Below are 25,641 nucleotides of genomic sequence, written 5' to 3' on the forward strand. Positions count from 1 at the left end.
GCGTGGGAGCGCTGGACATGGCGCCAGTTAACCGCACCGGGCCCGTGTAGCCAACGGGCGCGTTGTGCGGCAGAGTCTCTCATCCACAACAAAGAGCAGTTCGTGGCCCAGGCCTTTATCAATGCGATCGGCACCGCCGTGCCCGGTCAGGACATCCACCAGCCGTTTCTCGACTGGGCGCTGAAGCGCATTCCGGATCCGCGGCAGGCGAAGCTGTTCGAACGGATGGTCGGCCGCAGCGGCCTGCAGCACCGCTGGTCGGTGCTGCCGCCAGCGCCGTGCGGCGGCTCGCCGGCTGAGCCGGGCGGCTTCTACGGCGGCGAGGCGCTCCCGGGGACAGCTGAGCGGATGCGGCTCTATGGCAACGTCGCGCCTGAGCTTGCGTTGCGTGCAATCGGCGAACTGCCGGCCGATCTTCATGACGTCACGCACCTGGTAGTCGCCAGCTGCACCGGCTTCGTGGCGCCAGGCGTGGACCAGATCATCGCACGCCGGCTCGGGCTTTCGCCGGGCGTCGAGCGGCTGCTGGTCGGCTATATGGGCTGCTATGCGGCGGTGGTGGCGCTGCGGTCGGCCCGGCATATTCTGCGCTCCGAACCCAAAGCGCGCGTGCTCGTGGTGACGGTCGAGATCTGCTCGCTGCACCTGCACGAGATGGATCAGATCGAATCGATGCTGGCTGGCCTGCAGTTCGGCGACGGTGCGGCGGCGGCACTGGTCACGTCCGAGAGCGAGGGTCTTGAGCTCGGCCAGCCCTTTTCAATGACGCTGCCCGAGTCTGACTCGCTTATCCGCTGGGACATCACGGACCAAGGCTTCGCCATGCATCTGTCCGGCGAGGTGCCGGGCCGGATCGGTGCCGCGCTGGCGGAGCCGGACGTTCGCGAGGCGATCGTCAATGGCGGCGTCGACCAATGGGCAGTGCATGCGGGCGGGCGTTCGATCCTCGATGCGGTTGAAAACGCGCTGCAGCTGCCGCCGGATGCGCTGGACGATTCGCGCGAGGTGCTGCGCGCCTACGGCAACATGTCGTCCTCGACTCTAATGTTCGTGCTCGCCCGGCAGCTGAAGCGCGAGATCGAGTCGGGGGTTGCCATCGCGTTCGGCCCGGGGCTCGCGGCCGAAGGGTTCCGGTTCAAGAGCGCATGAGCCTCGCCGTCCGCTCTCTGGCCGAAGAGCAGATGGATGCGGACGATCTGTCCTCGGAAACCTATGCGGCGGTGATCGGCGATCTCGCGAAGGTGAACCGCCTCACCATGGCTGCGCGGCCGACGCTCTCCTTCGTGCGGCGCGCCGCGGAAGGACGGCCGTTCCGCCTCCTTGATGTCGGCTTCGGCCATGGCGACATGCTCCGCACCATCGCGCGTTGGGCGCAGCGGCGCAATGTCGCCTGCGAGCTCGTCGGCGTCGATCTCAACCCGCGCAGCGAGCACGCCGCGCGCGCGGCAACGCCCCCGGACATGCCGATCCGCTATGTGACCGGAGACTATGTGGACCTGGCCGGAGAGCAGTGGGACCTGATCGTCTCGAGCCTCGTCGCGCACCATATGACGCATGCGCAGCTCGTCGACTTCCTCCGTTTCATGGACACGCAAGCGCGCATGGGCTGGCTGGTCAACGACCTGCACCGGCACTGGCTGCCTCATGCCGGCTTTCCCCTGCTCGCGACGCTGATGCGCTGGCATCCGATGGTGAAGGCGGACGGCACCCTCTCCATCGCTCGGTCCTACCGCCCCGAGGAATGGGAGCCGATCCTGGCCGAGGCCGGGGTGAGTGCCCGCGTCTACCGCGCATTCCCTTACCGCCTGTGCGTCGAACGGATCTTTTGATTCTTGGCGGTGGGCCGGCCGGTGCGGCCGCGGCGATCACGCTTGCGCGCGCCGGCGCACGGCCGCTGGTGCTCGAACGTCAGCGCGAGACCGGCGATGCCATATGCGGCGGCTTCTTGAGTTGGCGGAGCCTGGCAGCGCTGGGGCGACTGGGGGTCGAAGTTGCCGGTGCGGAAGCTCGGGAGGTGCGGCTTTTCTCCGGCACGCGATCGACGCGCGCGCCGCTGCCGGAGCCCGCGCTCGGCGTCTCACGGCGGCAGCTCGACTCGGCCATGCTCCGGCAAGCGGAAGCGGCGGGCGCGATGGTCGAGCGCGGCGTGCACGTGCGCGAGGCGGACGGACGCCATATTCGAGCGGACAATGAGGCGTTCTGGGCCGAGCGGCTGCTGCTGGCCACCGGCAAGCATGACCTGCGCGGCCTTGCCCGGCCGAAACTCGCCGCGGATCCCGCGGTGGGACTGCGGGTCCGGCTCGGCCCTGCCACGGCGTTGAGCAAGCTGATCGAGGGAGCGATCGAGCTGCACCTTTTCGACCGCGGCTATGCGGGGCTGGTGCTGCAGGAGGACGGCACCGGCAATCTCTGCCTCGCCGTGCGGAAGTCGCGGCTGAACGAAGCGGGCGGCCCCGCGGCGCTGCTACAGGAGATCGGGCGCGAGGTGCCGGCCCTTGGCGAACGGCTCGCCTGGCTCGCCGCAGATGCACCGATCGATGCGATCGCCGCGGTGCCTTACGGCTGGCGCACCGCCGAGACGTCAGGCGGCATTTACCGGCTCGGCGACCAGGCCGGCGTGATCCCGTCCCTTGCCGGCGAAGGCATGGGGATTGCGCTCGCCAGCGGTGTCATGGCCGGCGAGGGAGCGATACGCGGCGAGACGGCGCAGGCCTTTCAGCGCAGGCTCGCAGGCCGCACTCGTCGCCCGATCGCCATTGCCTCGGCGGTTCTCGCAGCAGCCGAGCGGCCAGGCAGCGCCGCAGCACTCGTGAAGCTGATGAGACTCGCGCCCGGGCTCGCTTCCTTGCTCGCGCGGGTGACGCGCGTGAGCCATTGAAGGCTAGGCGCCGCTGTCCCACATCGCAGCCATGGACAAGCTCAACCTTCCCGAGTCGGAGTGGCGGCAGCGGCTGACGCCCCAGCAATATCATGTGCTGCGCGAAGCGGGCACGGAGCGGGCCTTCACTGGTGCGCTCTACGACAACAAGGCCGCGGGCACTTATCGCTGCGCCGGTTGCGGCGCCGATCTGTTCGAGAGCAGCACCAAATATGACTCGGGCTCGGGCTGGCCGAGCTTTACTCATCCCTTCGCGCCCGACGCCGTGACCGAGCATGAGGATGTGAGTCACGGCATGCGCCGCGTCGAAGTGCGCTGCGCCCGCTGCGACGGCCATCTCGGCCATGTCTTTCCGGACGGGCCAGGGCCTGAAGGGCTGCGCTATTGCATCAACAGCGTGTCACTGGATTTCAAACCGAAGGAATGACGACATAGCATCGTCATCCCAAACTTCTTCGGGATAGGGCGTCCGATGCTCCGCGGCTCGACGCTTATCCTGAAAGAAGTTCAGGATGACGATTGGGCGGACAGTGTCCCGTTCATCCTTGTGACAGGGCGGGGAACTCACTAAACCGCCTGCACCCCGATGGCCCCTCCCCCGCGTCCAACCAAGTCACCGCCGCGCAAGGCGCCGCCCACCCGGCCTCGCAATATCTTCAAGCGGCTGCTGATCGCCGGCGGAGCGGGCGCGCTGGTGACGCTCGTCGCGCTGGTGGTCGCAGTCTATCTGCAGGTCTCGACGCTCCCGACCTATTCTGAGCTCAAATCCTCGCCAAACGGGCAGATGATACGCGTCCATGCGGCGGACGGCTCCGTGCTCGTGTCTCTGGGGCCGAGCTATGGCGAGTGGCTGAGCTACGACGAGATCCCGCAGGTGATGAAGGACGCGATGGTGTCGGTGGAAGACAAGCGCTTCCGCTCGCACCTCGGCGTCGATCCGATCGGCATCGCCCGGTCCGTGAAAGTCCGCATCGAACGCGGCCATTGGGCGCAGGGCGGATCGACGATCACCCAGCAGCTCGCCCGCAACGTCTTCCTGACCAATACGCGAACCTTCGGCCGCAAGGCGCGTGAATGGCTGTTGGCGCTCGCCATGGAGCGCAAATTCACCAAGGACCAGATCCTCGAACTCTATTTGAACAAGGTCTATTTCGGCGGCGGCTCCTACGGCATCGACGCCGCGTCCCGCCGCTTCTTCGCTCACGGCGCCGACCGGCTGAGCCTCAGCGAAGCGGCGGTGATCGCCGGCTTGGTCAAGGCGCCGTCCCGATATTCGCCGACGGCCGACGCCGAGGCGGCGATCGGCCGCTCGACCGTGGTGCTGAACTCGATGGTCGAGAATGGCGTGATTACCCGCGCCGAGGCGGAAGGCGCCGAGCGGGTGAAGGTGCGGCTCAACGAGGACGCGAACGAGAACAGCGTCCGCTACTTTACCGATTGGGCGCTGCCCCAGCTTGAGACGCTGATCGACGAGACGATCGAGCCGTTGGACGTCTGGACCACGCTCGATCCGGGCATGCAGAAGGCGGCGCAGGCGGCGATCCGCGCCAATGCGCCCGGAAGTGCGCAGGGTGCCTTGGTGTCGCTCGACCGCGACGGCGCGGTCCGCGCGATGATCGGCGGCAAGGACTATGTGACCTCGATCTACAACCGCGCGACCCAAGCGACGCGCCAGCCCGGCTCGGCCTTTAAGCTCTTCGTCTACCTCTCCGCATTGGAGGCCGGCTACAAACCGGACGACACGGTGGTCGATGAGCCGGTGACGATCGGCGGCTGGAGCCCCCGCAACAGCACGGGCCGCTATTCCGGCTCGATCAACCTGCGCACGGCCTTTACTTACTCAGTCAACACGATCGCAGCGAAGATCGGCCAGGATGTAGGCACTGCCACCATCGCGGACATGGCGCGGCGGTTCGGCATCACCACGCCGATCAACACTCACCCCTCGATGGTGCTCGGCACCTCGGACGTACGGCTGATCGACATGACGCGGGCATTTGCGTCGGTCGCGGCCAAGGGTATCGCCGTGGTGCCCTATGGCATTACCCGAGTGACCACGACCGGCAATCGCGTCCTTTATCGCCACGAGGCAGACACGTCGCGGGTGCTGGTCGCGCCTTGGGTTGCGGCGCAGATGACCGATCTGATGCAAAGCGCAGTTTCCGCCGGCACGGGTCGCGCCGCCAATATCGGTCGGCCGGTCGCGGGCAAGACGGGCACGACGAGCAGCAACAAGGATGGCTGGTTTGTCGGCTTTTCGAGCGGGCTGACGACGGGCGTCTGGATGGGCCGCGACGATGCCCGCGTCGTGCCGGGTCTTCAGGGCGGCACGGCGCCTGCGCGCGCCTTCGCCGCCTTCATGCGCGTCGCGACTGCCAAGCGGCCGGTCGAACAGTTCGAGACCAAGGTCACGCTGCCCGAATGGCAGCTGGAGCCCGATGCCGAAGCCTATTTCGGCGAGGCGGAGCAGCCGGTGCTGACGGACGAGGCAGGCAATCCAGTCAGGCCGGACGCGCGCCCCTATGACGAGCCGCCGCCGGCTGGCGAGGAACAGCTGGACGAGGAGTTTTACGACCGGGCGCTCGGCCGCGGGCCGCCGCCGTCAGAGCCAGACCCCGCCGATGAAGAACTGCCCGTCAGAGACCGCCGGCGCGAAACCGTTCCTCAAGACCGGCCATATCCGTGAAGCGCGGCGCCGTACGCCCGTAGCCAGGCGCGTGCGGCGGCAGGTGACTCGCCGAGCAACTTGCGCTCCAGTCCCTTGAAGGCCGGCCCGTGATTCATGTGCACGCGGTGTGCCACCTCGTGCGCGACCGTGGACCGCCGCACGAAATCGGGCGCGAGGATCAACCGCCAGCTATAGCGAATGTCGCCGCTGGCCGAGCAGCTGCCCCAACGTGAGCGGGTGTCGCCGACCGACACGCGCGCGATCGATACGCCGGCCTTGTTCGCCACCGCGCGCGTCTCCGCCTCCAGCACGCGCCGCGCCTCGGCCTTCAGCCAGCGCAGCACCCGCGCTTCGAACAGCTCCCGGTCGGTCGGGACCAGCAGCGTGTCACCCTCTCGCCGAACCGTCCGGCGGCCTGGATCGGCAAGGAGCGTCAGCGACGCGCCGGCGACGTCCAGGCTCATGCCCGGCACCAACCGGGTGCCGGCCGTGCGCCTGGCCAGTTGCTCCTCGACCCAAGGCCTCTGCTCCTCCGCCCAGGCGTAAGCGCGGCGCAGCGAGGCGTGGCGGGGCAGCGTCAGCCGCACGCTGCCGTCGCGCGGATCGACTCGCAGCCGCATCTTGCGGGCGCTCGCATGCCGTACCACGAGCAGGGGACGGCCACCGAAGTGGGGCTCAGGCTTCGAGAATATGGTCCTCAAGCTCGCCCGCTTCCGTTTCGGATATCGTCCACCCGCGCACCGACATGCCCGCTTTGTGCACCGAATCCGGGTCGCCGCTGTTGAGCGGGTGCCAGTCGGGCAGCGGCTTGCCGTCGGCACGCAGCTTATAGGCGCAGGTGGGCGGCAGCCAGTCGAGCGTGGCGGCCAGCTTGGGCGTCAGCCGCACGCATTCCGGCACATAGGCGCGGCGATGGCGGTAATCGGAGCATTGGCCGCTGTGCCGGTCGAGCAGCTTGCACGCGACATTGGTCGGGAACAGCTCGCCGGTGACTTCGTCTTCCAACTTGTGGACGCAGCATTTGCCGCAGCCGTCGCACAGGGCCTCCCATTGCGCGCGGTCCAAGGCCTCAAGCGGGCGATCTTCCCAGAAGCGCTCGCTCACCGGACCCAGCGCTTCAGCTCGGTTGCAATCGCTTCCGGCGTACCGTCATGCGGGATCAGAGCGATCGGCTTTCCGTCCGGCCCGAACAGGTAAGCCAAGCGGCTGTGGTTCATCAGATAGCCGCTGGCACCCGGTTGCTCTTCTTTCGAATAAATGATCGCATAGGCCTTGGCGGTGGCTGCAATCTGCTCGGGCGTGCCGGTGAGGCCGGTCAGCTTCGGATGAAAGGCCGAAACATATTGCTTCAGCGTCGCCGGCTTGTCGCGTTCCGGATCGACGCTGACGAAGATCGGCGCGACCTTGGCCGCCACGCTGGGCTCCGTCTTTTCCAGCTGCGCATAGCCAGCCATCAGCTTCTGCAGGTCGACGGGGCAGACGTCCGGGCAATAGGCATAGCCGAAGTACATCAGCCGATAGCGGCCGGCATAGTCCCGGTCTGTGACCGCACGGCCGTCCTGGTTCACAAGCGAGAACGGCCCGCCGATCCGTGCGCCGGCTAGCGGCGGCTCGTCGGTGCCGGAAACGGTGCAGGCGCTCAAGGACAGCGCTGCGGCAAGCAGGAAGGGGCGGAAGTTCATCGCACCGGCAGAAATGCTGTGCTAACCTGCACGGATCAAGTGCAGGTGGGTTTGACCGTGACGTTTCGAAGCGCTTTTCTTGCTCTTTCGCTGGTGGCCGCGGCAACGCCGGCGCTCGCGCAATTCTCCGACAGCTTCAACTTTCTGAAGGCGGTGCGTGACCGCAACGGCGCGAAGGCGCTGGAGCTATTGAACAAGGGCGGGCCGACCCTGATCGACACGCCCGACGGCAACACGGGCGAGCGGGCGATCCACATCGCCGTCAAGGAGCGGGACTTGAGCTGGGTCGGCTTCCTGATGCAGAAGGGCGCGCGCATCGACCTGAAGGACCGCGACGGCAATACGCCGCTGATGGTGGCGGCGCGGATCGGCAACCTCGATGCCGCGCGGCTGCTCATCTCACGAGGCGCGCAGGTGAACGCAGCGAACGGCCTGGGCGAAACGCCGCTGATCATGGCCGTGCAGAAGCGCGATCTCGCCATGGCCCGGCTGCTGCTGACCCAGGGCGCCGATCCTGGGAAGCGGGACTTGGCCAGCGGCCTCTCCGCCCGCGACTATGCGGCGCGCGACGGCCGGTCGGAGATGATCGTCAAACTTATCGACGAAATCAAACCGGTTGCGAAGCGCGGCATCGCGGGGCCGAAGTAGCTCAGCGAGTCTCCAGCAGCTCACATTCGGGATCGAGATGGCCCAACAGCCGGCGCGCAGCGCGGCGGGCGAAATCGAGCGTCGCGGCCTTGCGTCGGGGTGCCGGGACGGCACGCTCCGCCGCCTCGCGGGCAATGGCGGCGTCGTAGCGATCGGCGACGATCAGCCCCGCCAGATCGGGCGAGAAGGCGTCTGTCGCGAATGGATCAAGGCAGAAGCCCTGCGGCACTGCCCAAAAGAAGCGGTCGCAATAATCGAGATAATCGTGCCACTTGCCATCACCCAGCAGGTCGGCGCGCGACACCTTGATCTCGACGATCAGGATGCGCCCTTTCGGATCCACCGCCATCAGATCGGCGCGGCGACCATTGGCGAGCGGCACTTCGCACAGCGCGACATAGTCGTGGCGCAGCAGCAGTCGAGAGACGCCGCGCGCCACATCGGCGGCGCTCATCACGGACGGCAAAAGGGCGGGATGGCTTGCCACCCCGCCCTTCTAGAACATGTCGAGAACGCTGCCTAGCGGCTCAGCGGTAGAAAACGTGATTGCCGAGCTGGGCGACGCGCACCTTGTTCCAGCCCGGCGCAACGCGCTTGGCGTGGAAGAACAAGGCCTTGGAGGCGCGGCTGTCCCAATGATCGTTCAGCGCGATCTGGGCGATCGCGACCGCTTCGCGCCACATATAGCTGTTGCGGGCGATAGGCGGGAAGCCGCTGCCGCGCACGAAGGAGAATTGTCCCTTCTGGAACACCACCCCGCAGATGGACGAAGCGAAGCGGCCGGACTTGGCGCGGTTGATGATCACCTCGGCGACGGCGAGCTGGCCCTCGAGCGGCTCGGTCTTCGATTCGAAATAGACCGAGGCGGCGAGGCATTCGGTCTCGCGGTCCAGCTTCTGCGGGATCGACTGAAGATCGACCAGATGATTGAGCGTCGCGGCTTTCGGCCGTGCAGAGACCGGAGCGGGAGCGGCCGTCTCAACCGGAGCAGCTTCCGGAGCGCTCTCGATGCTGGGAGGGACAGGAAGTGGCTCAACCGTCGGAACCGGCGGGAGAATCTGTTCGTTGGTGACGCTCGAGACGGCAGTGTTGACCGTTTCGGCGAAGGACGGGGCAGCTGCCGCGACCCCAAAGGCAGTGCAGAAAGACACAGCCGCGATGCTCGCGGCGCGGTAGAAGGCGACCATATTTCGTTCGTACAGGGCGGTGAGTCGATCAACTGGCAGGTGCGCAAAACAGCCGCGCTTCCTGCTGATCTTCCCCCCGACTGCGCTATCGCTCGCGTCGGGGACCCCGACCCACGGCGATCTGGCGCGTTGGTGTTGAACCCTCTGTCAGCAACATGCCGCAGCGCGTCAACGTTACGGCGCCGATTCAGCGGCGAACCGTTCAGCGTCCGGGACGTCCAGTTCTATTAACCATAAATCGGGATCAAGGACACGGCGCCTCTGTATGTAGCCGTCGCGCTCCGAATCGGACTCTAGATCTTGAGGACCGCAAGGCGTCCAGCGATATCCGCCGTCCAGATCGACGGTTCGTTCCAGCAGCGATTTGAACACGCCGCGCTCACGGCAGACGAGCAGGATCGCGCCTGCGCTCTCATCGCCGCGCGCCAGAACGGCGGCAAAACCGCCCGCCGCCTGCACGCGCCGGAACAGCGCGTCGATGGTCATGCGGGAGGTGAGGCGCGGCGTCATGCGGCCGCCGGAGCGTACCCCTTAAGTGACGACAGCGGGATGCGAGACCGCATGAAGGTGCCGGTGCCGCGTGCCGCTTCCTCGCCGTCAGGGCCGATCAGCCGGGCATCCGCGACAAAGACGCGACGCTGGCCACTGATCCAGCGCCCCTCTGCCACCACGGGTCCGGCGACCATCGGGCGGGTGAAAAGCAGGTTGAACGCCGTGGTCAGCAGGAACCGGTCAGTGACCTTGCTGTTCGCGGCGTAGAAGGCCGCGTCGTCCAGCATCTTGAAGTAGCTGGTACCGTGCACGGCACCCGCAGCATGGTGCACCTGCTCGCCCACTTCGAAAGTTATTCGCGCAAGCCCTTCTTCGGGAATCTCGAGCCTGGACGGAAAAAGCGCATTGATCGGCGCGGCAGCGTAGAGCGATTCGAGCGCCCGGAAATGAGCCTGGGCGCCCGCTTCAGGCGGCATCGCGGGTTTCGGCGCTCGCAAACAGCGCGAATAGGGCGTCGGGCGATCCCGCCCCCCGCAGCTTCGCCACGAAAGCACGGTCGCGCAGCCTCCGGCTGACCTGCGCAAGCGCCTTCAGATGGTCGGCGCCGGCCTCTTCCGGAGAGAGCATCATGAAGACCAGATCGACGGGGAGGTCGTCGATCGCGCCATAGTCAATCGGCCTTTCTAGCCGCACAAAGGCCGCGCGAATTCGGTCCAGCCCTGGCAAGCGTCCGTGCGGAATGGCGACACCGCCGCCGAAGCCGGTGGTGCCCAGCCGCTCGCGATCGTTCAGGCGCTCCAACACGTCGCGGGCTGGCAGCCCCATCGTGCGTTCCGCATGCTGAGCGAGCGCCTGGAACAGCGCCTTCTTATTGGCGGCGGGCAGGTCCGCGAGAACCGCGTCCCCGTCCAGAAACTGAGTGAAGTCCATGTGGAAAGCTGGTCCGATGTGGCGCGCGCCCATTAACGCGCGCGCCGTTCTTGTAAAGAGCCAGCCTCAGGCGCGTTGAGGCTCGACCCACCCGATGGTGCCGTCGCCTCGTCGGTAGACCATGTTGAACACGCCGCTGGCGCTGTTCTTGAACAGCAGGGCGTTGGTGTTGCGCAGATCGAGCATCATCACCGCGTCCGATACGCTGGCGTCGGGCACATCGACTCGCGTTTCCGCCACGATCGGAGGATTGTCGGGGATCTCCTCCTCTTCCTCCGCTTCGGGCAGGCTGAAGACCGTATAGCCGGCCGCGTCGAAGGCCGCCTCCTGGGCCGCGCCCTGGCCATGACGGTCGCGCAGGCGGCGCATATAACGACGCACCTGCTTCTCGATCTTGCTCAGCGCATCTTCGAACGCCGGCTGCGCTTCGGTCGCCCGGCTGCTGCCTTTGAGGACGACGCCATTCGGCACATAGATGATGATCTCGCAATCGAAGCGGTGATCGTGCGGGCCCTTGCCGAAGGTGACGGTCGAAGACACAGCCCTCGCGTCATATTTGTCGGACAGCGCCTGGACTCTGGTCGAAGCGTGCTTCCTAAGCGCCTCGCCGACATCGACCTGATGACCCGATACGCGCACGTCCATGGAAGCCTCCTCCGTCTGTTCTGGACAAACAAACCTCAGGCAGCCTTGGCCGTTCCCATGTCCCAGACGGGATCGGTCAGCTGTGCGAGGAATCGCGCATGCCGCTCCAACTCGGCGGCCGATGCGGCGTGCGGACGCGGCGGCCGAACAGGGCGGGTAATGTCATAGGCGATGGCGTTCTGCCGCACCGCTTCGGCGGCGCTCGGCGCCTCGTGAAGCGACAGGCCGATCTGGCGGCCACCGGTCAGCTCGACATAGCATTGCGCGAGCAATTGGGCGTCGAGCAAGGCGCCATGCTTCACCCGGTGGCTACGATCGACGCCATAGCGGACGCAGAGCGCATCAAGGCTGTGCTTGGCGCCCGGGTGTCGGGTGCGCGACAGCGCCAGCGTGTCGATCATCCGCGAGCGGGGCACGTGCAGCCGGCCGCATTCACCCAGCTCATAGTTCAGAAAGGCGAAGTCGAACGCGGCATTGTGGGCGACGAGCGGGCTGTCCTCCAGAAAGTCGAGCAGCTCCTCGCAGATGTCGCGGAACAGGGGCTGGCCGGCGAGGAAGGTCTCGGAAAGGCCGTGCACCGCCTGCGCCTCGGGCGGCATCGGCCGCTCCGGGTTCATATAGGCATGGAACACCCGTCCGGTCTCGACGCGGTTGAACAGCTCCACACAGCCGATCTCGACCATGCGGTGACCTTCGGAGACCTGGATGCCGGTGGTTTCGGTATCGAAAACGACTTCGCGCATTGCCCTATCGGCTATCGCTCTTTGCCGCCCAACAGACAAGCGATGAGTTGCCGGATCTGCTCGCGAGTCTCCTGATGCGAGACGCCGGTGTCGATGATGTAATCGGCGCGGCGGCGCTTCTCCGCATCAGGCATTTGCAAGTTCAGAATTTGGTCGAATTTCTCGGGCGTCATGCCCGGCCTGGCGAGCACCCGTTCCCGCTGCACCTCAGCGGGGGCGGAGACCACTGCCACCGCGTCGAGTCCGGCACCGCCGCCCTTTTCGAACAGCAAGGGAATATCAAAGACGATCAGCGGTTCGTCGTGGTGCTGGTCCAGAAATGCCTTGCGCATGTCGGCCACGGCGGGATGGACGATTGCCTCAAGTCGGGCGAGCGCCTGAGCGTCGCCCAGCACCAGCTTCCCCAGTTTACCCCGGTCCACGCCCGCCGGGCCAGTGGTGCCGGGAAAGGCCGCTTCGATCTGCCTGACCAGAGCGCCGCCGGGCCCCTGCAACTGGTGCACGGCGGCATCGGCACCGAACACCGGCACGCCCGCTTCCTCGAACATCGCGGCGACTGTCGACTTGCCCATGCCGATCGAACCGGTGAGGCCGAGAATCTTCATCGCGTCAGCAGCGCCCGCAGCTCGTCATCGGCTTCGCGCGGCGGTTCCGCGCCGAAAAAAAGCTCAAAGGCGAGCGCCGCCTGGCCGATCAACATTTCGAGCCCGTCGACCGTTTCCAGGTTGCGATCCTCCGCCGCCTGCAACAGCTCGGTCTGCAAAGGGGCATAGACTAGGTCATAGACCAGCGCGTCTTCTGGCAAGGGCGAGAGCTCGAGGCGAAGCGGCGGCTGCCCGATCATGCCCAAAATGCTCGCATTGACCAGCAGAGACGCGGGCGGCAGCGTTCCCGTCAGCGGCAGCACCCTGCCCTTAAGCGCGAAGGCGGCGAGCAGGCCGGCGGCCTTGAGTGGCGTGCGATTGAGAATGGTGACCTCACCCACCTCCATCCGCGCCAGCGCGAACAGCACCGCCCGTGCGGCACCGCCGGCACCGACCACCGCGACCGCCTTGCCCTTCAGGTCGAGCGCCGAGATTGGCGACCAGAAGCCGGCCGCATCTGTGTTGGTGCCGGCCAGCTCGCCTGCTTCGTCGCGGAAGACAGTGTTGATCGCCCCGATCGTCTGCCTGATGCCGCCCGGGTCGGGCACATAAGCCAGCGCCGCTTCCTTGTGCGGCACGGTGATGTTGCAGCCACGCCAGTCCCGGTCCTCGCTCCGGCTGGCGAAAAAGGCGCCGAGCTCATCCGGGCGCACCTGGGTAGCGCGATAGTCGGCGTCGATCTTCAGCCGATCGAGCCAGAAGCGATGGATCAGCGGCGACTTGGAATGAGCGATCGGATCGCCGATCACCTCGGCATAGGCCCTGGTCATGACGTCAGGACGCCACGGGTGCGCAGATAGTCGAGCACCGGCAGCAAGGGCAGGCCGATGACGGTAAACTGACTACCCTCGATGCGCGAGAAAAGCTGCGCGCCCGGCCCTTCGACCCGATAGACGCCAACGCACCAGCGGGCCTGCTCCCATTCGCGGTCCAGATAGTCGGCGATGAAGGCGTCGGAAAGCGCCCGCACATGCATCGTCACTCGGTCGACGAACCGCCACACCGCGCGGCCCCCTTCGGCGACGACAGCGGCGCTGTAGAGATAATGACGTCGATTGGAGAGCGCGCGCAAATGCTCTGCCGCCTCCTCCCGGCTCTCCGCCTTGTCGAGCATGCGTCCGTCCTGCAGCTCCACGATCGAGTCGCAGCCGAGCACCAAAGCTGTCGGGTCCTTGGCCGAAAGCTTTAGCGCCTTCAGCTCGGCAAGCGCGTCGGCCATGTCGCGTGCCTTCAGGCCTTCCGCGCGCAGACTCGCCTTGGTCGCCTCCTCATCCACTCCCGGCGACACGGCCGCGAACGGCACGCCTGCGCTTTCGAGCATCGCTCGACGACCAGACGACTGCGAAGCCAGGATCAGGCGCACTGGCCGCGTTCGTTGAACAGGTTGATGATCGCCGCGGCCGTCTCCTCGATGGAGCGACGCGTCACGTCGATTACCGGCCAGCCATTGTCGGCGAACATGCGCCGCGCGAACGCGACCTCGCGAGTCACCGCCTCCTGGTCGACATAGTCGGTCTCGGGCGCCTGGTTGAGCGACAACAGCCGATTGCGACGCACCTGCACCAGCCGGTCGACGCTGGTCGTCAGGCCAACGACAAGCGGGTGCTTCAGGCTGAACAGGCTTTTAGGCGGTGGCGACTCGATCACCAGAGGGATGTTCGCGACCTTGTAACCGCGATTGGCCAGATAGATGGACGTCGGCGTTTTCGACGTGCGGGAAATGCCGGCGAGGACGATGTCCGCCTCTTCCCAATTTTCCCAGCCAATGCCGTCGTCATGCGCGATGGTGAACTGGATCGCTTCCACGCGAGCAAAATAAGCAGCGTCGAGCGCATGCTGCCGCCCAGGCCGGGCCATCGCGGTCTGCCCCAGCATGTTCGAAAGCGAGTGCGTCACAGGATCGAGCGGGGCCACCGCGGGTAGCCCCAGCGCATGACAACGCTGTTCAAGCGTGCGGCGCGTGTCGGCATTGACCAGAGTGAAAAGAACGAGCCCTGGATTCTGCGCGATCTCCTCAAGAATGCGCTCCAGGTTGGCGCCGGAGCGGATCATCGGCCAGAAATGCTTGATCGTCTCTACGCCCTCGAACTGGGCGATCGCCGCCTTGGCGATCATCTCCAGCGTTTCGCCGGTAGAGTCGGACAGGAGATGGAGGTGCAGCCGCGTCGTCACCCGCACATCCCTGTGGAAAAGCGGCCGGACAGGCAAGCGGAAGCTCGCCGCAGCAAAATCGACGCCCGGACCCGTTTCAGACTCCTACATCCTCGTCCACAGCCGGAAAAATCCGTCCTCTGCCTGTGGATTGTGGGGAGTGACTGCGCGAATCGGGAACCTTTCTCGATTCCCGCAGAGTCAAATTGTTGGCGGCTGCCGTGGAAATCCGTAAGTCCCCGCCTCCGGCACGCCTACTATCTCCATCATCCTTTTTGAATCTAAGAGAATTGAATAGATGAATCGTCCCTTGCTGAGCGTGCTCCGTGGCGAACGGCGCGATCCGCCTCCGGTCTGGCTCATGCGCCAGGCGGGACGCTACCTGCCGGAGTATCGGGCACTAAGGGCCGACAAGGGCGGCTTTCTCGAGCTGGTGAACGACAGCGAGGCTGCGGCCGAAGTGACGCTTCAGCCGATTCGCCGCTTCGGCTTCGATGGCGCGATCCTGTTTTCGGACATCCTCGTCATTCCGCACGCGCTCGGCCAGAAGCTCGAATTTCTCCCAGGCGAAGGACCGAAGCTGTCGCCGCGGCTGCTCGATGCCACGCTGGAAAGCTTTCAGGCCGCGCCCGAGCGGCTGGAGCCGGTTTATGGCACCGTGCGCCGTGTCGCTGCTGCCTTGGCGCCGGAGGCCACCTTCCTGGGCTTTGCAGGCAGCCCCTGGACGGTCGCCACCTATATGGTCGCAGGCGAGGGCAGCCGCGAACAGGCGGAGGCCCGGCGTTATGCGTACCGCGACCCCGCGGCGTTCGGAGCGATCATCGTAGCGATCGAGGGCGCGACGCTCGATTACCTGTCCAAGCAGATCGAAGCGGGCGTTCACGCGGTACAACTGTTCGACAGCTGGGCGGGCAGCCTCTCCCCGGCGCAATTTGAGCAATGGGTGATCGCGCCCACCGCGCGTCTGACGGCGGCGCTGAAAGCGCGTCATCCGGACACTCCCGTCATCGGCTTTCCAAAGGGGTCGGGCGGCAAGCTCCCGGCCTATGCCCGCGAGACCGGAGTGGATGCGATCGGGCTTGACGAGACGGTCGACCCGGCGTGGGCGCATGCGTCCTTGCCTGCAGAACTGCCGGTTCAGGGCAATCTCGATCCGCTGGCGCTGATCGCCGGCGGTGCCGAGTTCGACGCGGCCGCGAGCCGCATTCTTGACGCTTTCCGTGAACGACCGCACATTTTCAATCTCGGACATGGTATCCTGCCCGACACGCCGATCGCGCATGTCGAGCAGTTGCTGGAGCGAGTGCGGCGAGGCTAATGGCGGGAGTCCTTACGCTGTCCTATCTCTGGCTGAAGGCCGCCCATATCATCTTCGTCATCTTCTGGATGGCGGGCCTGTTCATCTTTCCGCGCTATCTCGTGCATCATCAGGACGCGCTCTCCCGTCCCGCAGAGGCGAAGGACTGGGTGGAGCGCGAGGCCAAGCTCAGAAAGATGATCCTGACCCCGTCTCTCGTCATCACCTGGGTGCTCGGAATATTGGTCGCCTTCTCGATCGGCGCCTGGTCGTCCGGTTGGCTGCACCTGAAGCTGTTCTTCGTGCTGTTCCTGACCGGCTTTCACGGCTGGGCAGTTGCTTACTCCAAGCGACTGGCGAGGGGCGAAGCGCGATGGAGCTCGCGCCAGCTGCGGATGCTCAATGAACTGCCGGCGCTCGCCATCGTGATCATCGTCTTTCTGGTGGTGGTGAAGCCCTTCTGATCGGCTTGACTTGAGTCAGACGCCTGCCTAACTCGCGGCCAATCGTGCGGCGTGTTCCTCGTCCGTGCGTTCTCCCTACCAGATCGTCGTTCCGTACCGGTCTCCTCACCCGAAAACCGACCCAGGGCTCCCCATGCATCTCAAAGACCTGAAGAAAAACACGCCTGCCGAGCTGGTCGAAAAGGCCGAGCAGCTGGGTGTGGAGGGCGCATCGACGCTCCGCAAACAGGATCTGATGTTCGCGATTCTGAAGGCCGAGGCCGAGAATGGCGAGCAGATCATGGGCGAAGGCACGATCGAGGTGCTGCCCGACGGTTTCGGCTTCCTGCGCAGCCCGGAGGCTAATTATCTCGCCGGCCCCGACGACATTTATGTCTCGCCGAACCAGGTGCGGAAGTTCGGCCTGCGCACCGGCGACACGGTCGAGGGCGAAGTGCGGGCGCCCAAGGACGGCGAGCGTTATTTCGCCTTAACCCGCCTTAACCAGGTCAATTTCGATGATCCGGAGGCGGTGCGTCACCGCGTCAACTTCGACAATCTGACACCGCTCTATCCGGAGCAGAAGCTCGATCTCGATCCCAAGGATCCGACGATCAAGGACAAGTCGGCGCGGGTGATCGACATCATCTCGCCGCAAGGCAAGGGACAGCGCGCGCTGATCGTCGCCCCGCCGCGGGTCGGTAAGACGGTGCTCCTCCAGAACATCGCCCGCTCGATCACGGCCAATCACCCTGAAGTCTTCCTGATCGTGCTGCTGATCGATGAGCGGCCAGAGGAAGTGACCGACATGCAGCGTTCGGTACGCGGCGAAGTGATCAGCTCGACCTTCGACGAGCCGGCCACACGCCACGTGCAGGTCGCGGAAATGGTGATCGAGAAGGCCAAGCGCCTGGTGGAGCACAAGAAGGACGTCGTGATCCTCTTGGACTCGATCACGCGTCTGGGCCGCGCCTACAACACCGTCGTGCCGTCTTCCGGCAAGGTCCTGACCGGCGGCGTCGACGCGAATGCCTTGCAGCGGCCGAAGCGCTTCTTCGGCGCCGCCCGCAACATCGAGGAGGGTGGCTCGCTGTCCATCATCGCCACCGCGCTGATCGATACCGGCAGCCGCATGGACGAAGTCATTTTCGAAGAGTTCAAGGGCACCGGCAATTCGGAAATCGTGCTCGACCGCAAGGTCGCCGACAAGCGCATCTTCCCGGCAATGGATGTCGGCAAGTCCGGCACGCGCAAGGAAGAGCTGCTCGTCGACAAGGGCACGCTCTCCAAGATGTGGGTGCTGCGCCGCATCCTCATGCAGATGGGCACAGTGGACGCGATGGAGTTCCTCCTCGACAAGATGAAGGATTCGAAAACGAACGCGGACTTCTTCGACAGCATGAATCAGTAGCGACGGGCGGCCGTGCTGTGTCAGCCACGGTCTCGCGCTAGCTCGGCCCGCGCGCAAGGCGCGACTGACGGCGCGGATTCACTCCGCGCCAGCCCTTGCCCCCTTCCGCTCCACTCGCCTATCGCCTCCTGAACCCTGGCGACTGAAAGGCGTTAGACCCGGATGCTCGAACTTCTCACCGCATCGGCCGCAGCAACTGGCGGCATCTGGGACGCCATCGTCCACGATTTCTCGAACATCACCGAGCCGGCCGCCTTCGCCGCCTTTCTGCAAGTGCTGATGATCGACATTGTGCTGGCAGGCGACAATGCGATCGTCGTCGGCGCGCTTGCGGCGGGCCTTCCGGCCGATCAGCGCAAGAAGGTCATCTTCATCGGCGTGATCGCGGCGCTCGTGCTGCGCGTGGCCTTCGCTCTTGTCGTCACGCAGTTGATGCAGATCGTCGGGCTGATCTTCATCGGCGGTCTGCTGCTGGTCTGGGTGGCCTGGCGTATGTGGCGCGACTTGCGCCACGCCGGCGAGTCGCCCGGTTCCGAGGAGATTGTCGGCGACGAGCATTCCGGCCTCAAGCCGGCGAAGAGCTTTGCCGGGGCCGCCTGGGCGGTCGCAATCGCCGACGTCAGCATGAGCCTCGACAATGTGCTCGCTGTCGCCGGTGCGGCGCGCGACCACCCCGGCATCCTGATCGTCGGCCTGATCTTCGCCGTCGCTCTGATGGGCCTCGCGGCCAACATCATCGCCCAGTATATCGAGCGGTATAAGTGGATCGCCTATGTCGGCCTGGCGGTAATCGTCTATGTCGCCGGCAAGATGATCTATGACGGGTGGATTGATCCCAAAGTCGGGTTGGGCACTCTGTTCAGCTGATTGCTGCCGTTCGTATCGAGCGAAGCCGAGATACGCTTCTCGACTGCGGTTGGGACGAGGGTCTAAGCCAGATGCTCCGCGAAGAACGCCTCGGTGCGGCTGTCGGCGAGCCGCGCGGCTTCGTCGTTCCGGCGCTTCCCCATCTCGGCCGCGAAGCCGTGATCCAGGCCTTCATAGTCGTAGAGCGTGACTTTCCGATGGTCGTCCAAGCCCTCGTGCATCGCCTTCTGCACCTCGGGCCCGACGAACCCGTCCGCGGTGGGGATATGCAGCAGCAGCGGCCGGGAGATGGCATGCTTCTCGCGCAGCAGGCCGTCGATGCCGACGCCGTAATAGCCGACGCTTGCATCGATATCGGTGCGGGTTGACGTCATGAAGGCAAGCCGCCCGCCCAGGCAATAGCCGACGCAGCCGACCTTGCCTTGGCCGCCGAGCCGTTGGCGCGCGGCGCGGATCGTCGCCTCTATATCGCGAATGCCGGTGTCCTGGTCGAAGCGCCCCATAAGGCCGAGCGCTTCCTGGAACTGCTCCGGCACATCAGGGTCCAGCTCGACACCCGGCTGCAGCCGCCAGAATAGATCCGGCGCGAGAGCCAGATAGCCGAGGCTCGCCCAATGATCGCACTTGCGGCGAATGCCTTCATTTACGCCGAAGATTTCCTGGATGACGATCACCGCCGCCTTAGGGGTTCCGCCGGGCTCCGTTGCATAGGCGTTGAAGCGGCCGTCATGGGCCAGCGTTTCGATCTCCATCATCATATAAGCCAACCTTCCGCCTTTTCGTGTTTGAGCAGCTCTCGCTTCGTGTCGGGGCCGTTGCCCGCCGAATAAGGACCAAGCTTGTAGCCCGCTTGCAGGATGCGGTGGCACGGAACCACGATCGGATAAGGATTGTGTCGGCAGGCCTGACCTACCGCGCGCGCGATTGAGCCGGTCCGGGTTGCTATCTCGCCATAGGTCGCCGTGTGACCGAAGCCGACAACACGCATGGCCCGCCAGATCTCGTCACGACGTGGCGTTGAGGCGGGTTGCAGCGGGAGGTTGAAGTCGGTCAGCCGGTGCTCGAAATAGGCAATCAGTTGAGCGCGAGCTTCTTTGAGAACCGGCGATGAACCCTCGTCGTTCCGACGATCCCCAATCGAAATGCCGGTGATCAGATCGCCCGTGGCCGTGATGCGGATCGGCCCAATAGGCGTTGCGATTCGAACCGCCGAATGGTCATAAGCCATGGCGCGAGTTAGCAGCGGGGCCAAGAGGGACGCAATGAAGATCAATGTCGAAGTCGATTGCACGCCCGAGGAAGCACGGCGCTTCATGGGCCTGCCCGACCTGTCGCCCGTCCACGAGGCTTATGTCGCGCAGTTGGTCGACACGGTGAAGAATGGCGTCAGCTCTGACGCGATGGAATCGATGCTGAAAAGCTGGGGTCCGATGAGCGATGCCGGCTTCAAAATGTGGCAGCAGGTGATCGAAGGAATGACCGGCCGCAAGTGACGGACACGATCTTCGCGCTGTCGAGCGGAGCGCCGCCGGCAGCGATAGCGGTGATCCGGATCAGCGGCCCGGCTGCCTTCGAGACGGCGGAGCGGCTGGCGGGACCGATGCCTGCGCCTCGGGCATTGTCGCTGCGGACGCTGAAAGACGCGGAGGGAGGGGCGCTGGACCGGGCTCTGGTCGCCTGCTTTCCGGCGAGCGGTTCGGTCACGGGCGAGCCGCTGGTCGAGCTGCACTTGCATGGTGGCCGCGCGACAGTCGAGGCAGTGGAGGAGGCGCTGGCCCGCTGCGACGGTGTGCGCCGGGCAAGAGCAGGGGAATTCACCTGGCGCGCCTTCGAGAATGGCAAAATGGACCTGGTGCAGGTGGAGGCGCTGTCCGATCTGCTCCGGGCCGAGACGGAGGCGCAGCGCCGCGCCGCTCTGGCCGGCGAAGGGCTGAGCGCCGATGTCGAGCGCTGGCGAAGGGAATTGCTGATGCTGTCGGCGCTAGTCGAGGCGGCAATCGACCAGTCGGACGAGGACGATGTGCCCGCCGATCGCGGGCGCATCGAACAGATCGCCACGACCTTGCTGCACGAGATGGCCGCGTTGCTGGAGCGGCCAGGATCCGAACGGCTGTTCGAGGGGGTTCGAGTGGTGTTCGCCGGGCCGCCGAACGCCGGAAAATCGAGTATAATCAACGTTTTAGCGGGGCGTGAAGTGGCGATCACGTCACCTCTAGCCGGCACGACGCGCGATGTGATCGAGGCACCGGTGCGGCTTGGCGGAGTCGCATTCGTGTTCACGGATACCGCTGGTATTCGTGAGGCGTCCACCGACCCCATCGAACAGGAAGGGATTACACGCGCCACACGTCGGATCGCTGACGCGGACGTCCTTGTCTGGATGGGCGACGAACCGCCGCCCCTGAACATTCACGCTCAGCTGATCCCCATTCACCCGCGCGCCGACGAAGCCGGCCGGGAGCGGGTCCCAGATGGCCGCCTATCTGTTTCTGCCAAGACGGGTGAGGGGCTGTCGCAGCTGACGGAGCGCCTGATCGACGCCGCCAGGAAGATGCTCCCACGCGAGGGAGAGGTAGCGCTGGGTCGGCGCCAGCGGCTGCACGTGGTAGAGGCGCACCAGGCGCTCGCCGCGTTCATGGCGGAGCATGACGAACTGATTGCCGCTGAGCATCTTCGATCGTGCCGAACCGCCTTCAATGCGCTGACCGGCCGCGCCGGAACGGAGGAGATGCTGGATGCGCTGTTCGGAACTTTCTGCATCGGCAAATAGAGGTTGTTCCACGTGGAACAGTTTGACAGCTTGCCTCATGTAGGATTTGAGGCGCCGCCATGTACGACGTGATCGTCATCGGCGGCGGCCATGCCGGATGCGAAGCGGCGGCCGCCGCCGCGCGGATAGGCGCGCGCACGGCCCTAGTCACCTTCGATGCACGAACGCTCGGCGCCATGTCGTGCAACCCCGCCTTTGGTGGCCTCGGCAAGGGGCATCTCGTCCGCGAAGTGGACGCTTTGGACGGTCTGATCGGCCGAGCGGCGGACGAAGCTGCGATCCATCATCGTATGCTCAATGCCTCCAAGGGCTCGGCGGTGCGCGGTCCCCGTGTGCAGGCGGACCGCAAGTTGTTCCGCGCCGCCATCCAGCGAATGCTCCGCAACCAGGACAGGCTCGACATTGTCGAAGGCGAAGCGACTTCATTGCTGATCGACGACGCGCGTGTGAATGGCGTTGTGCTTGGGGATGGTCGTAAGATGGCGTCCGGCGCAGTGGTGCTGGCGACTGGTACCTTCCTAAGCGGGCGCCTCTTCAGAGGCTTGGCGACGGAGCGGGGCGGACGCGTGGGCGAGGCGGCATCGGTTACGCTAGGCGAGCAGCTTCGCGCGCTCGACCTGCCGATGGGGCGGCTCAAGACCGGGACGCCGCCGCGCCTTGAAGGGCAGACTATCGATTGGAGCGGGCTCGAACGTCAGCCCTCGGATGAGTCGCGCTGGACCATGTCGCCGCTCACGCCGCACCGGCTGCAGCCGCAGCTCGCCTGCTTCATCACCCGCACCACGCCGGCGACCCACGACATCATCCGCGGCGCGCTCGATCAGTCGCCGCTGCATTCAGGAGCGATCGAGGGGCAGGGGCCGCGCTATTGCCCGTCGATCGAAGACAAGGTGCTGCGCTTCGGCGATCGCGACGGTCACCAGATCTTCCTAGAGCCGGAAGCCCTAGACGATCCGCTGATCTATCCGAACGGCATCTCGACGTCGCTCCCGGTCGAAGTTCAGCAGGCAATGATCCGGACGATTTCCGGCTTAGAGCGGGCGGTCATCGCTCAGCCCGGCTATGCGGTGGAGTATGACTATATCGATCCGCGCGCGCTGACCGGCAGGCTGGAGCTGCGGGCTCTGTCGGGCCTCTTCTTCGCAGGGCAGATCAACGGCACCACCGGCTATGAGGAGGCAGCAGCGCAGGGGCTGGTCGCCGGCGTTAATGCGGCGCGCCGGGCGGGCGATCAGGAACCAGTGACCCTGGAGCGGTCCGACAGCTATACCGGCGTCATGATTGACGATCTGACTCTCCAGGGCGTCACCGAACCATATCGTATGCTTACCGCTCGGGCCGAATACCGGCTAAAGTTGCGCGCGGATAACGCCACGGAGCGGCTGACGCCCCTTGGCGAGCAGCTCGGCTGCTTGCGTCCGGAGCGCCAGGCCTATGCCCGTCAGCGTCGTGAGCAACTCGCCAGGATTGTCGACCTGTTCCGCACCCGGGTCCGCGCCCGCGCGGTGTCGCCAGAGTTGCGCGACGATGGCAAGACGCGGACGCTTGCGGAGTGGCTGTGCTTCGGCGGGGTCGAGCGCGAGCATCTGCTCGGCGTCGCGCCGGCACTGGCGGAGGCCGATCCGGAACTGCTCAACATCGCGATCGATGATGCGCGCTACGCCCCTTATCTGGGGCGGCAGGAAGCCGAAGTGCGGGCCCTTCGCAGCGCGGGTTACACGCCGATCGCGCCGGACCTCGACTATCGGACTGTCCCTGGCCTTTCCAATGAGATGGTGGAGAAGTTGGACGCGGCACGGCCAGCAGATATGGAGAGTGCCGGTCGCATTCGCGGGATCACTCCGGCTGCATTGGCGATTATTCTTGCGCACAGCCAAAAGCGCGCCGCGTGACTGAAGAGGAAGCGTGCTCCTGGATATCAGAGCGCTATGGTGAGGACAGGCTCGGCAAGCTCGAGAGTTTCGTCAAGATCCTGCTTGCGGAAAATGGTCAGCAGAACCTGATCAGCAAGGCGAGCGAAGCCCAGATATGGGTGCGCCACATCCTCGATTCTGCCCAGCTAGACCGGCTCGCCGAGGGTGCCGACACTTGGCTGGACGTCGGCTCAGGCCCCGGATTGCCGGGTATTGTTCTCGCGTGCCTAAGTGAGAGGCCAATCCTGATGGTCGAGCCACGCCGTAGACGCGTCGAGTTTTTGGAGCGCGCTATCGAAGCACTGGAGCTTCCTCATGCGCGGGTGCGGCAAGCCGAAGTTCAGCGAATGACCGGTGATCGCTTCGAGGCGGTGACGGCGCGGGCCTATGCGCCGCTGCCGCAGATCTTCAAATCCACCGTTCAACTCACAACTCCATCCACCATTTGGGTGCTCCCCAAAGGTCGAACTGCGGAACGGGAACTGGATGAGGCGCGCCAATCATGGCAAGGTGTGTTCCACGTGGAACGGAGCCTGACCGACGCCGATGCGCGCATCATCGTCGCGCGGGACGTGCGCCAGAAGGTAAAGACATGATCTGCGTCGGCGTGGCCAATCAGAAGGGTGGAGTGGGCAAGACCACGACCGCCATCAACGTCGCCACTGCCTTGGCGGCGATTGGCTGGCGCGTGCTGCTGATCGATCTCGATCCCCAAGGCAATGCCTCGACCGGCCTCGGCATTGGGCAGTCGGCGCGAGGCGCCAGCAGCTACGACCTCCTGACAGGCGAGGCCGAGCTAAACGACTGCGTCGTTACCACGCGCATTCCGCGGCTCGACGTTGTACCGGCGACTGTCGACCTTTCAGGGGCCGAGATCGAGCTGATCGAACTGGATCAGCGGACGCATCGCCTACGCAACGCCCTGCATGGGACAGCCGCGGCGCGCTGGGACATCTGTCTGATCGACTGCCCGCCGTCTTTGGGCCTGCTGACGGTGAACGCCATGGTCGCCGCCGACTCCCTGCTCGTTCCTCTGCAGTGCGAGTTCTTTGCATTGGAAGGACTTAGCCAGCTACTGCAGACGATCGAACGCATTCGCGCCGGATTTAATCCGCGTCTGGAGATACTCGGCGTCGCGCTCACCATGTTCGATAGACGCAATAACCTGACGGAGCAGGTGGCGCAGGACGTGCGCACCTGCCTTGGCGACAAGGTTTTCGATACGGTGATCCCGCGCAACGTCCGCCTGTCCGAGGCGCCCAGTCATGGCATGCCGGCGCTGATTTACGACCATCGCTGCTCCGGATCCGAAGCCTATATGGCGCTCGCCCGAGAGCTGCTCGGCCGCCTGCCCAATCTGAAGAGAGCCGCATGACCGAAGCCGTTCGCAAGCGCCCCGCCGGTTTGGGGCGGGGCCTCTCCGCCCTGCTCGGCGAAGCTAATCAGGAAGCGCCCGCCCTCGGCGGCGCGCGCGGGGTTCGGACGCTGCCTGTGACTGAGTTGGAGCCGCATCCTGAGCAACCACGCCGGTTTTTCGACGACACTGCGCTGGACGAACTCGCCCGCTCGATCGAGACACGGGGGCTGATCCAGCCTATCGTCGTTCGACCCTGGAACGGCAAATATCAGATCGTCGCCGGTGAGCGACGCTGGCGGGCGGCGCAGCGCGCCCGGCTCCACGAAATTCCGGTCATCATCCGCGAGTTCGACGAGGCCGAAACGCTGGAACTGGCCCTGATCGAGAATATTCAGCGGGAGGATCTGAATGCGATCGAAGAGGCGCAGGCCTACTCCAAGCTGATCTCGCGCTTCGGCCACAGCCAGGAAGCGCTGGGGCGGATCGTTCACAAATCGCGCAGCCATATCGCTAACCTGTTAAGATTGCTCGATCTTCCAGAGAGAGTGCGGGCGATGGTGGCCGACGGTCGGCTTTCCATGGGGCATGCGCGGGCGATCATCACCGCGCCGGACCCGGAGGGGCTTGCTCAACAGGTGGTGGAGCGTGGCCTGTCGGTCCGTGAGACGGAGCGACTGGCGCAAGCCGCCCGGCCGGAGGCGCAAAGGCCCGCTCGGCTGCCGAAGGAAAGCGATGCGGATATTGCCGCACTCGAACGCCAACTCGGCGATCTGCTCGGCCTCAAGGTCAAGATCAGCTATGGCGGCGGGGCAGGGGCGGTGACGCTCGGCTTTTCCAGCCTCGACCAACTCGACCTGATCTGCCAGCGCCTGACCGGCGAACGGATCTAGAGAACACTTTTCTCGTCATTCCCGC

At 65.3% G+C, this 25,641-nt stretch carries 32 protein-coding genes; 16 read left to right on the plus strand and 16 right to left on the minus strand.

What is annotated here, in order from left to right; genetic code table 11:
* Positions 1 to 102: 102 nt before the first annotated feature.
* The 5 genes from VGT77_RS14570 to VGT77_RS14590 all read left to right on the plus strand — a co-directional run bounded on the left by VGT77_RS14570 (position 103) and on the right by VGT77_RS14590 (position 5,564).
* The gene (locus tag VGT77_RS14570; protein ID WP_327463808.1) at positions 103 to 1,149 is read left to right on the plus strand and encodes a type III polyketide synthase; all 1,047 of its coding nucleotides are present in this window, start codon (positions 103 to 105) and stop codon (positions 1,147 to 1,149) included.
* Positions 1,146 to 1,829 carry a methyltransferase domain-containing protein gene (locus VGT77_RS14575; RefSeq protein WP_327463809.1) on the plus strand — a complete coding sequence of 228 codons (684 nt, stop codon included), beginning with the start codon at positions 1,146 to 1,148 and terminating at the stop codon, positions 1,827 to 1,829. The genes VGT77_RS14570 and VGT77_RS14575 overlap by 4 nt, the downstream gene beginning before the upstream one ends.
* On the plus strand, positions 1,826 to 2,878 hold the full coding sequence (locus VGT77_RS14580) for an NAD(P)/FAD-dependent oxidoreductase (protein ID WP_327463810.1): 1,053 nt from the start codon (positions 1,826 to 1,828) through the stop codon (positions 2,876 to 2,878). Before VGT77_RS14575 ends, VGT77_RS14580 begins: the two co-directional genes overlap by 4 nt.
* Positions 2,879 to 2,909: 31 nt before the next feature.
* Positions 2,910 to 3,305, plus strand: coding sequence for a peptide-methionine (R)-S-oxide reductase MsrB (gene msrB, locus VGT77_RS14585; RefSeq protein WP_327463811.1), 396 nt, complete (start codon positions 2,910 to 2,912; stop codon positions 3,303 to 3,305).
* A gap of 159 nt (positions 3,306 to 3,464) precedes the next feature.
* Positions 3,465 to 5,564 (plus strand): PBP1A family penicillin-binding protein, encoded by a 2,100-nt coding sequence (locus tag VGT77_RS14590; RefSeq protein ID WP_327463812.1) that lies wholly within the window; start codon positions 3,465 to 3,467, stop codon positions 5,562 to 5,564.
* Here VGT77_RS14590 and VGT77_RS14595 read toward each other — a convergent pair.
* From VGT77_RS14595 to VGT77_RS14605, 3 genes are read right to left on the minus strand one after another with little or no spacing between them, the layout of a single operon-like run.
* On the minus strand, positions 5,543 to 6,166 hold the full coding sequence (locus tag VGT77_RS14595; protein ID WP_327463813.1) for a SprT family zinc-dependent metalloprotease: 624 nt from the start codon (positions 6,164 to 6,166) through the stop codon (positions 5,543 to 5,545). The genes VGT77_RS14590 and VGT77_RS14595 overlap by 22 nt on opposite strands.
* Positions 6,167 to 6,221: 55 nt before the next feature.
* Entirely contained in the window at positions 6,222 to 6,659 is a 438-nt protein-coding gene (locus tag VGT77_RS14600) for a YcgN family cysteine cluster protein (RefSeq protein ID WP_327464008.1), read from the minus strand.
* On the minus strand, positions 6,647 to 7,228 hold the full coding sequence (locus VGT77_RS14605) for an SCO family protein (protein ID WP_327463814.1): 582 nt from the start codon (positions 7,226 to 7,228) through the stop codon (positions 6,647 to 6,649). Before VGT77_RS14605 ends, VGT77_RS14600 begins: the two co-directional genes overlap by 13 nt.
* Positions 7,229 to 7,321: 93 nt before the next feature.
* On the opposite strand from VGT77_RS14605, the gene VGT77_RS14610 reads away from it, so the two are divergent.
* Positions 7,322 to 7,876: an ankyrin repeat domain-containing protein gene (locus VGT77_RS14610; protein WP_327463815.1), complete on the plus strand. Its 555-nt coding sequence runs from the start codon at positions 7,322 to 7,324 to the stop codon at positions 7,874 to 7,876.
* Between the two features lies 1 nt (position 7,877).
* On the opposite strand, the gene VGT77_RS14615 is transcribed toward VGT77_RS14610, so the two are convergent.
* From VGT77_RS14615 to VGT77_RS14665, 11 genes are all read right to left on the minus strand, one after another.
* Entirely contained in the window at positions 7,878 to 8,330 is a 453-nt protein-coding gene (locus tag VGT77_RS14615; RefSeq protein WP_327463816.1) for an MmcB family DNA repair protein, read from the minus strand.
* 73 nt (positions 8,331 to 8,403) lie between these two features.
* On the minus strand, positions 8,404 to 9,063 hold the full coding sequence (locus VGT77_RS14620; protein WP_327463817.1) for a cell wall hydrolase: 660 nt from the start codon (positions 9,061 to 9,063) through the stop codon (positions 8,404 to 8,406).
* Between the two features lie 174 nt (positions 9,064 to 9,237).
* Complete coding sequence (locus VGT77_RS14625; RefSeq protein WP_327463818.1) at positions 9,238 to 9,573, minus strand: DUF1491 family protein; 336 nt, start codon at positions 9,571 to 9,573, stop codon at positions 9,238 to 9,240.
* On the minus strand, positions 9,570 to 10,031 hold the full coding sequence (locus VGT77_RS14630) for a PaaI family thioesterase (protein WP_327463819.1): 462 nt from the start codon (positions 10,029 to 10,031) through the stop codon (positions 9,570 to 9,572). The genes VGT77_RS14625 and VGT77_RS14630 overlap by 4 nt, the downstream gene beginning before the upstream one ends.
* Positions 10,021 to 10,485, minus strand: coding sequence for a PTS sugar transporter subunit IIA (locus tag VGT77_RS14635; protein WP_327463820.1), 465 nt, complete (start codon positions 10,483 to 10,485; stop codon positions 10,021 to 10,023). Before VGT77_RS14635 ends, VGT77_RS14630 begins: the two co-directional genes overlap by 11 nt.
* 66 nt (positions 10,486 to 10,551) lie before the next feature.
* Entirely contained in the window at positions 10,552 to 11,130 is a 579-nt protein-coding gene (gene hpf, locus VGT77_RS14640; protein WP_327463821.1) for a ribosome hibernation-promoting factor, HPF/YfiA family, read from the minus strand.
* A 35-nt stretch (positions 11,131 to 11,165) separates the two neighbouring features.
* On the minus strand, positions 11,166 to 11,873 hold the full coding sequence (gene dnaQ, locus VGT77_RS14645) for a DNA polymerase III subunit epsilon (protein ID WP_327463822.1): 708 nt from the start codon (positions 11,871 to 11,873) through the stop codon (positions 11,166 to 11,168).
* An 11-nt stretch (positions 11,874 to 11,884) separates the two neighbouring features.
* Positions 11,885 to 12,478: a dephospho-CoA kinase gene (gene coaE, locus VGT77_RS14650; protein ID WP_327463823.1), complete on the minus strand. Its 594-nt coding sequence runs from the start codon at positions 12,476 to 12,478 to the stop codon at positions 11,885 to 11,887.
* Positions 12,475 to 13,287, minus strand: coding sequence for a shikimate dehydrogenase (gene aroE / locus VGT77_RS14655; RefSeq protein WP_327463824.1), 813 nt, complete (start codon positions 13,285 to 13,287; stop codon positions 12,475 to 12,477). The genes coaE and aroE overlap by 4 nt, the downstream gene beginning before the upstream one ends.
* Entirely contained in the window at positions 13,284 to 13,838 is a 555-nt protein-coding gene (locus VGT77_RS14660; RefSeq protein ID WP_327463825.1) for a nucleoside triphosphate pyrophosphatase, read from the minus strand. The genes aroE and VGT77_RS14660 overlap by 4 nt, the downstream gene beginning before the upstream one ends.
* Positions 13,839 to 13,870: 32 nt before the next feature.
* On the minus strand, positions 13,871 to 14,689 hold the full coding sequence (locus VGT77_RS14665; RefSeq protein WP_327464009.1) for a pyruvate, water dikinase regulatory protein: 819 nt from the start codon (positions 14,687 to 14,689) through the stop codon (positions 13,871 to 13,873).
* Positions 14,690 to 14,966: 277 nt separating this feature from the next.
* Here VGT77_RS14665 and hemE point away from each other — a divergent pair, with 277 nt between their 5' ends.
* From hemE to VGT77_RS14685, 4 genes are all read left to right on the plus strand, one after another.
* The gene (gene hemE / locus VGT77_RS14670; RefSeq protein ID WP_327463826.1) at positions 14,967 to 15,986 is read left to right on the plus strand and encodes a uroporphyrinogen decarboxylase; all 1,020 of its coding nucleotides are present in this window, start codon (positions 14,967 to 14,969) and stop codon (positions 15,984 to 15,986) included.
* Positions 15,986 to 16,429, plus strand: a complete 444-nt coding sequence (locus VGT77_RS14675) for a CopD family protein (protein ID WP_327463827.1) — start codon at positions 15,986 to 15,988, stop codon at positions 16,427 to 16,429. The genes hemE and VGT77_RS14675 overlap by 1 nt, the downstream gene beginning before the upstream one ends.
* A 133-nt stretch (positions 16,430 to 16,562) precedes the next feature.
* On the plus strand, positions 16,563 to 17,819 hold the full coding sequence (rho, locus tag VGT77_RS14680; RefSeq protein ID WP_327463828.1) for a transcription termination factor Rho: 1,257 nt from the start codon (positions 16,563 to 16,565) through the stop codon (positions 17,817 to 17,819).
* A 162-nt stretch (positions 17,820 to 17,981) separates the two neighbouring features.
* Entirely contained in the window at positions 17,982 to 18,686 is a 705-nt protein-coding gene (locus VGT77_RS14685) for a TerC family protein (protein WP_327463829.1), read from the plus strand.
* A 62-nt stretch (positions 18,687 to 18,748) separates the two neighbouring features.
* Here VGT77_RS14685 and VGT77_RS14690 read toward each other — a convergent pair whose 3' ends face one another.
* A complete protein-coding gene (locus VGT77_RS14690; protein ID WP_414713411.1) occupies positions 18,749 to 19,444 on the minus strand; it encodes a dienelactone hydrolase family protein in 696 nt (231 codons plus the stop codon).
* On the minus strand, positions 19,441 to 19,914 hold the full coding sequence (locus VGT77_RS14695) for a methylated-DNA--[protein]-cysteine S-methyltransferase (protein WP_327463830.1): 474 nt from the start codon (positions 19,912 to 19,914) through the stop codon (positions 19,441 to 19,443). The genes VGT77_RS14690 and VGT77_RS14695 overlap by 4 nt, the downstream gene beginning before the upstream one ends.
* Before the next feature lie 34 nt (positions 19,915 to 19,948).
* Here VGT77_RS14695 and VGT77_RS14700 point away from each other — a divergent pair, with 34 nt between their 5' ends.
* From VGT77_RS14700 to VGT77_RS14725, 6 genes are read left to right on the plus strand one after another with little or no spacing between them, the layout of a single operon-like run.
* Positions 19,949 to 20,179, plus strand: coding sequence for a DUF6489 family protein (locus VGT77_RS14700; protein WP_327463831.1), 231 nt, complete (start codon positions 19,949 to 19,951; stop codon positions 20,177 to 20,179).
* Positions 20,176 to 21,456, plus strand: a complete 1,281-nt coding sequence (gene mnmE, locus VGT77_RS14705) for a tRNA uridine-5-carboxymethylaminomethyl(34) synthesis GTPase MnmE (RefSeq protein ID WP_327463832.1) — start codon at positions 20,176 to 20,178, stop codon at positions 21,454 to 21,456. Before VGT77_RS14700 ends, mnmE begins: the two co-directional genes overlap by 4 nt.
* Positions 21,457 to 21,515: 59 nt before the next feature.
* On the plus strand, positions 21,516 to 23,348 hold the full coding sequence (mnmG, locus tag VGT77_RS14710; protein WP_327463833.1) for a tRNA uridine-5-carboxymethylaminomethyl(34) synthesis enzyme MnmG: 1,833 nt from the start codon (positions 21,516 to 21,518) through the stop codon (positions 23,346 to 23,348).
* A complete protein-coding gene (gene rsmG / locus VGT77_RS14715) occupies positions 23,345 to 23,965 on the plus strand; it encodes a 16S rRNA (guanine(527)-N(7))-methyltransferase RsmG (protein ID WP_327463834.1) in 621 nt (206 codons plus the stop codon). Before mnmG ends, rsmG begins: the two co-directional genes overlap by 4 nt.
* On the plus strand, positions 23,962 to 24,744 hold the full coding sequence (locus tag VGT77_RS14720) for a ParA family protein (protein WP_327463835.1): 783 nt from the start codon (positions 23,962 to 23,964) through the stop codon (positions 24,742 to 24,744). Before rsmG ends, VGT77_RS14720 begins: the two co-directional genes overlap by 4 nt.
* Positions 24,741 to 25,616, plus strand: coding sequence for a ParB/RepB/Spo0J family partition protein (locus VGT77_RS14725; RefSeq protein ID WP_327463836.1), 876 nt, complete (start codon positions 24,741 to 24,743; stop codon positions 25,614 to 25,616). Before VGT77_RS14720 ends, VGT77_RS14725 begins: the two co-directional genes overlap by 4 nt.
* The last annotated feature ends 25 nt before the right edge of the window (positions 25,617 to 25,641 follow it).

Source organism: Sphingomonas sp. (assembly GCF_035944535.1).
Classification (GTDB): Bacteria; Pseudomonadota; Alphaproteobacteria; order Sphingomonadales; family Sphingomonadaceae; genus Sphingomonas_B.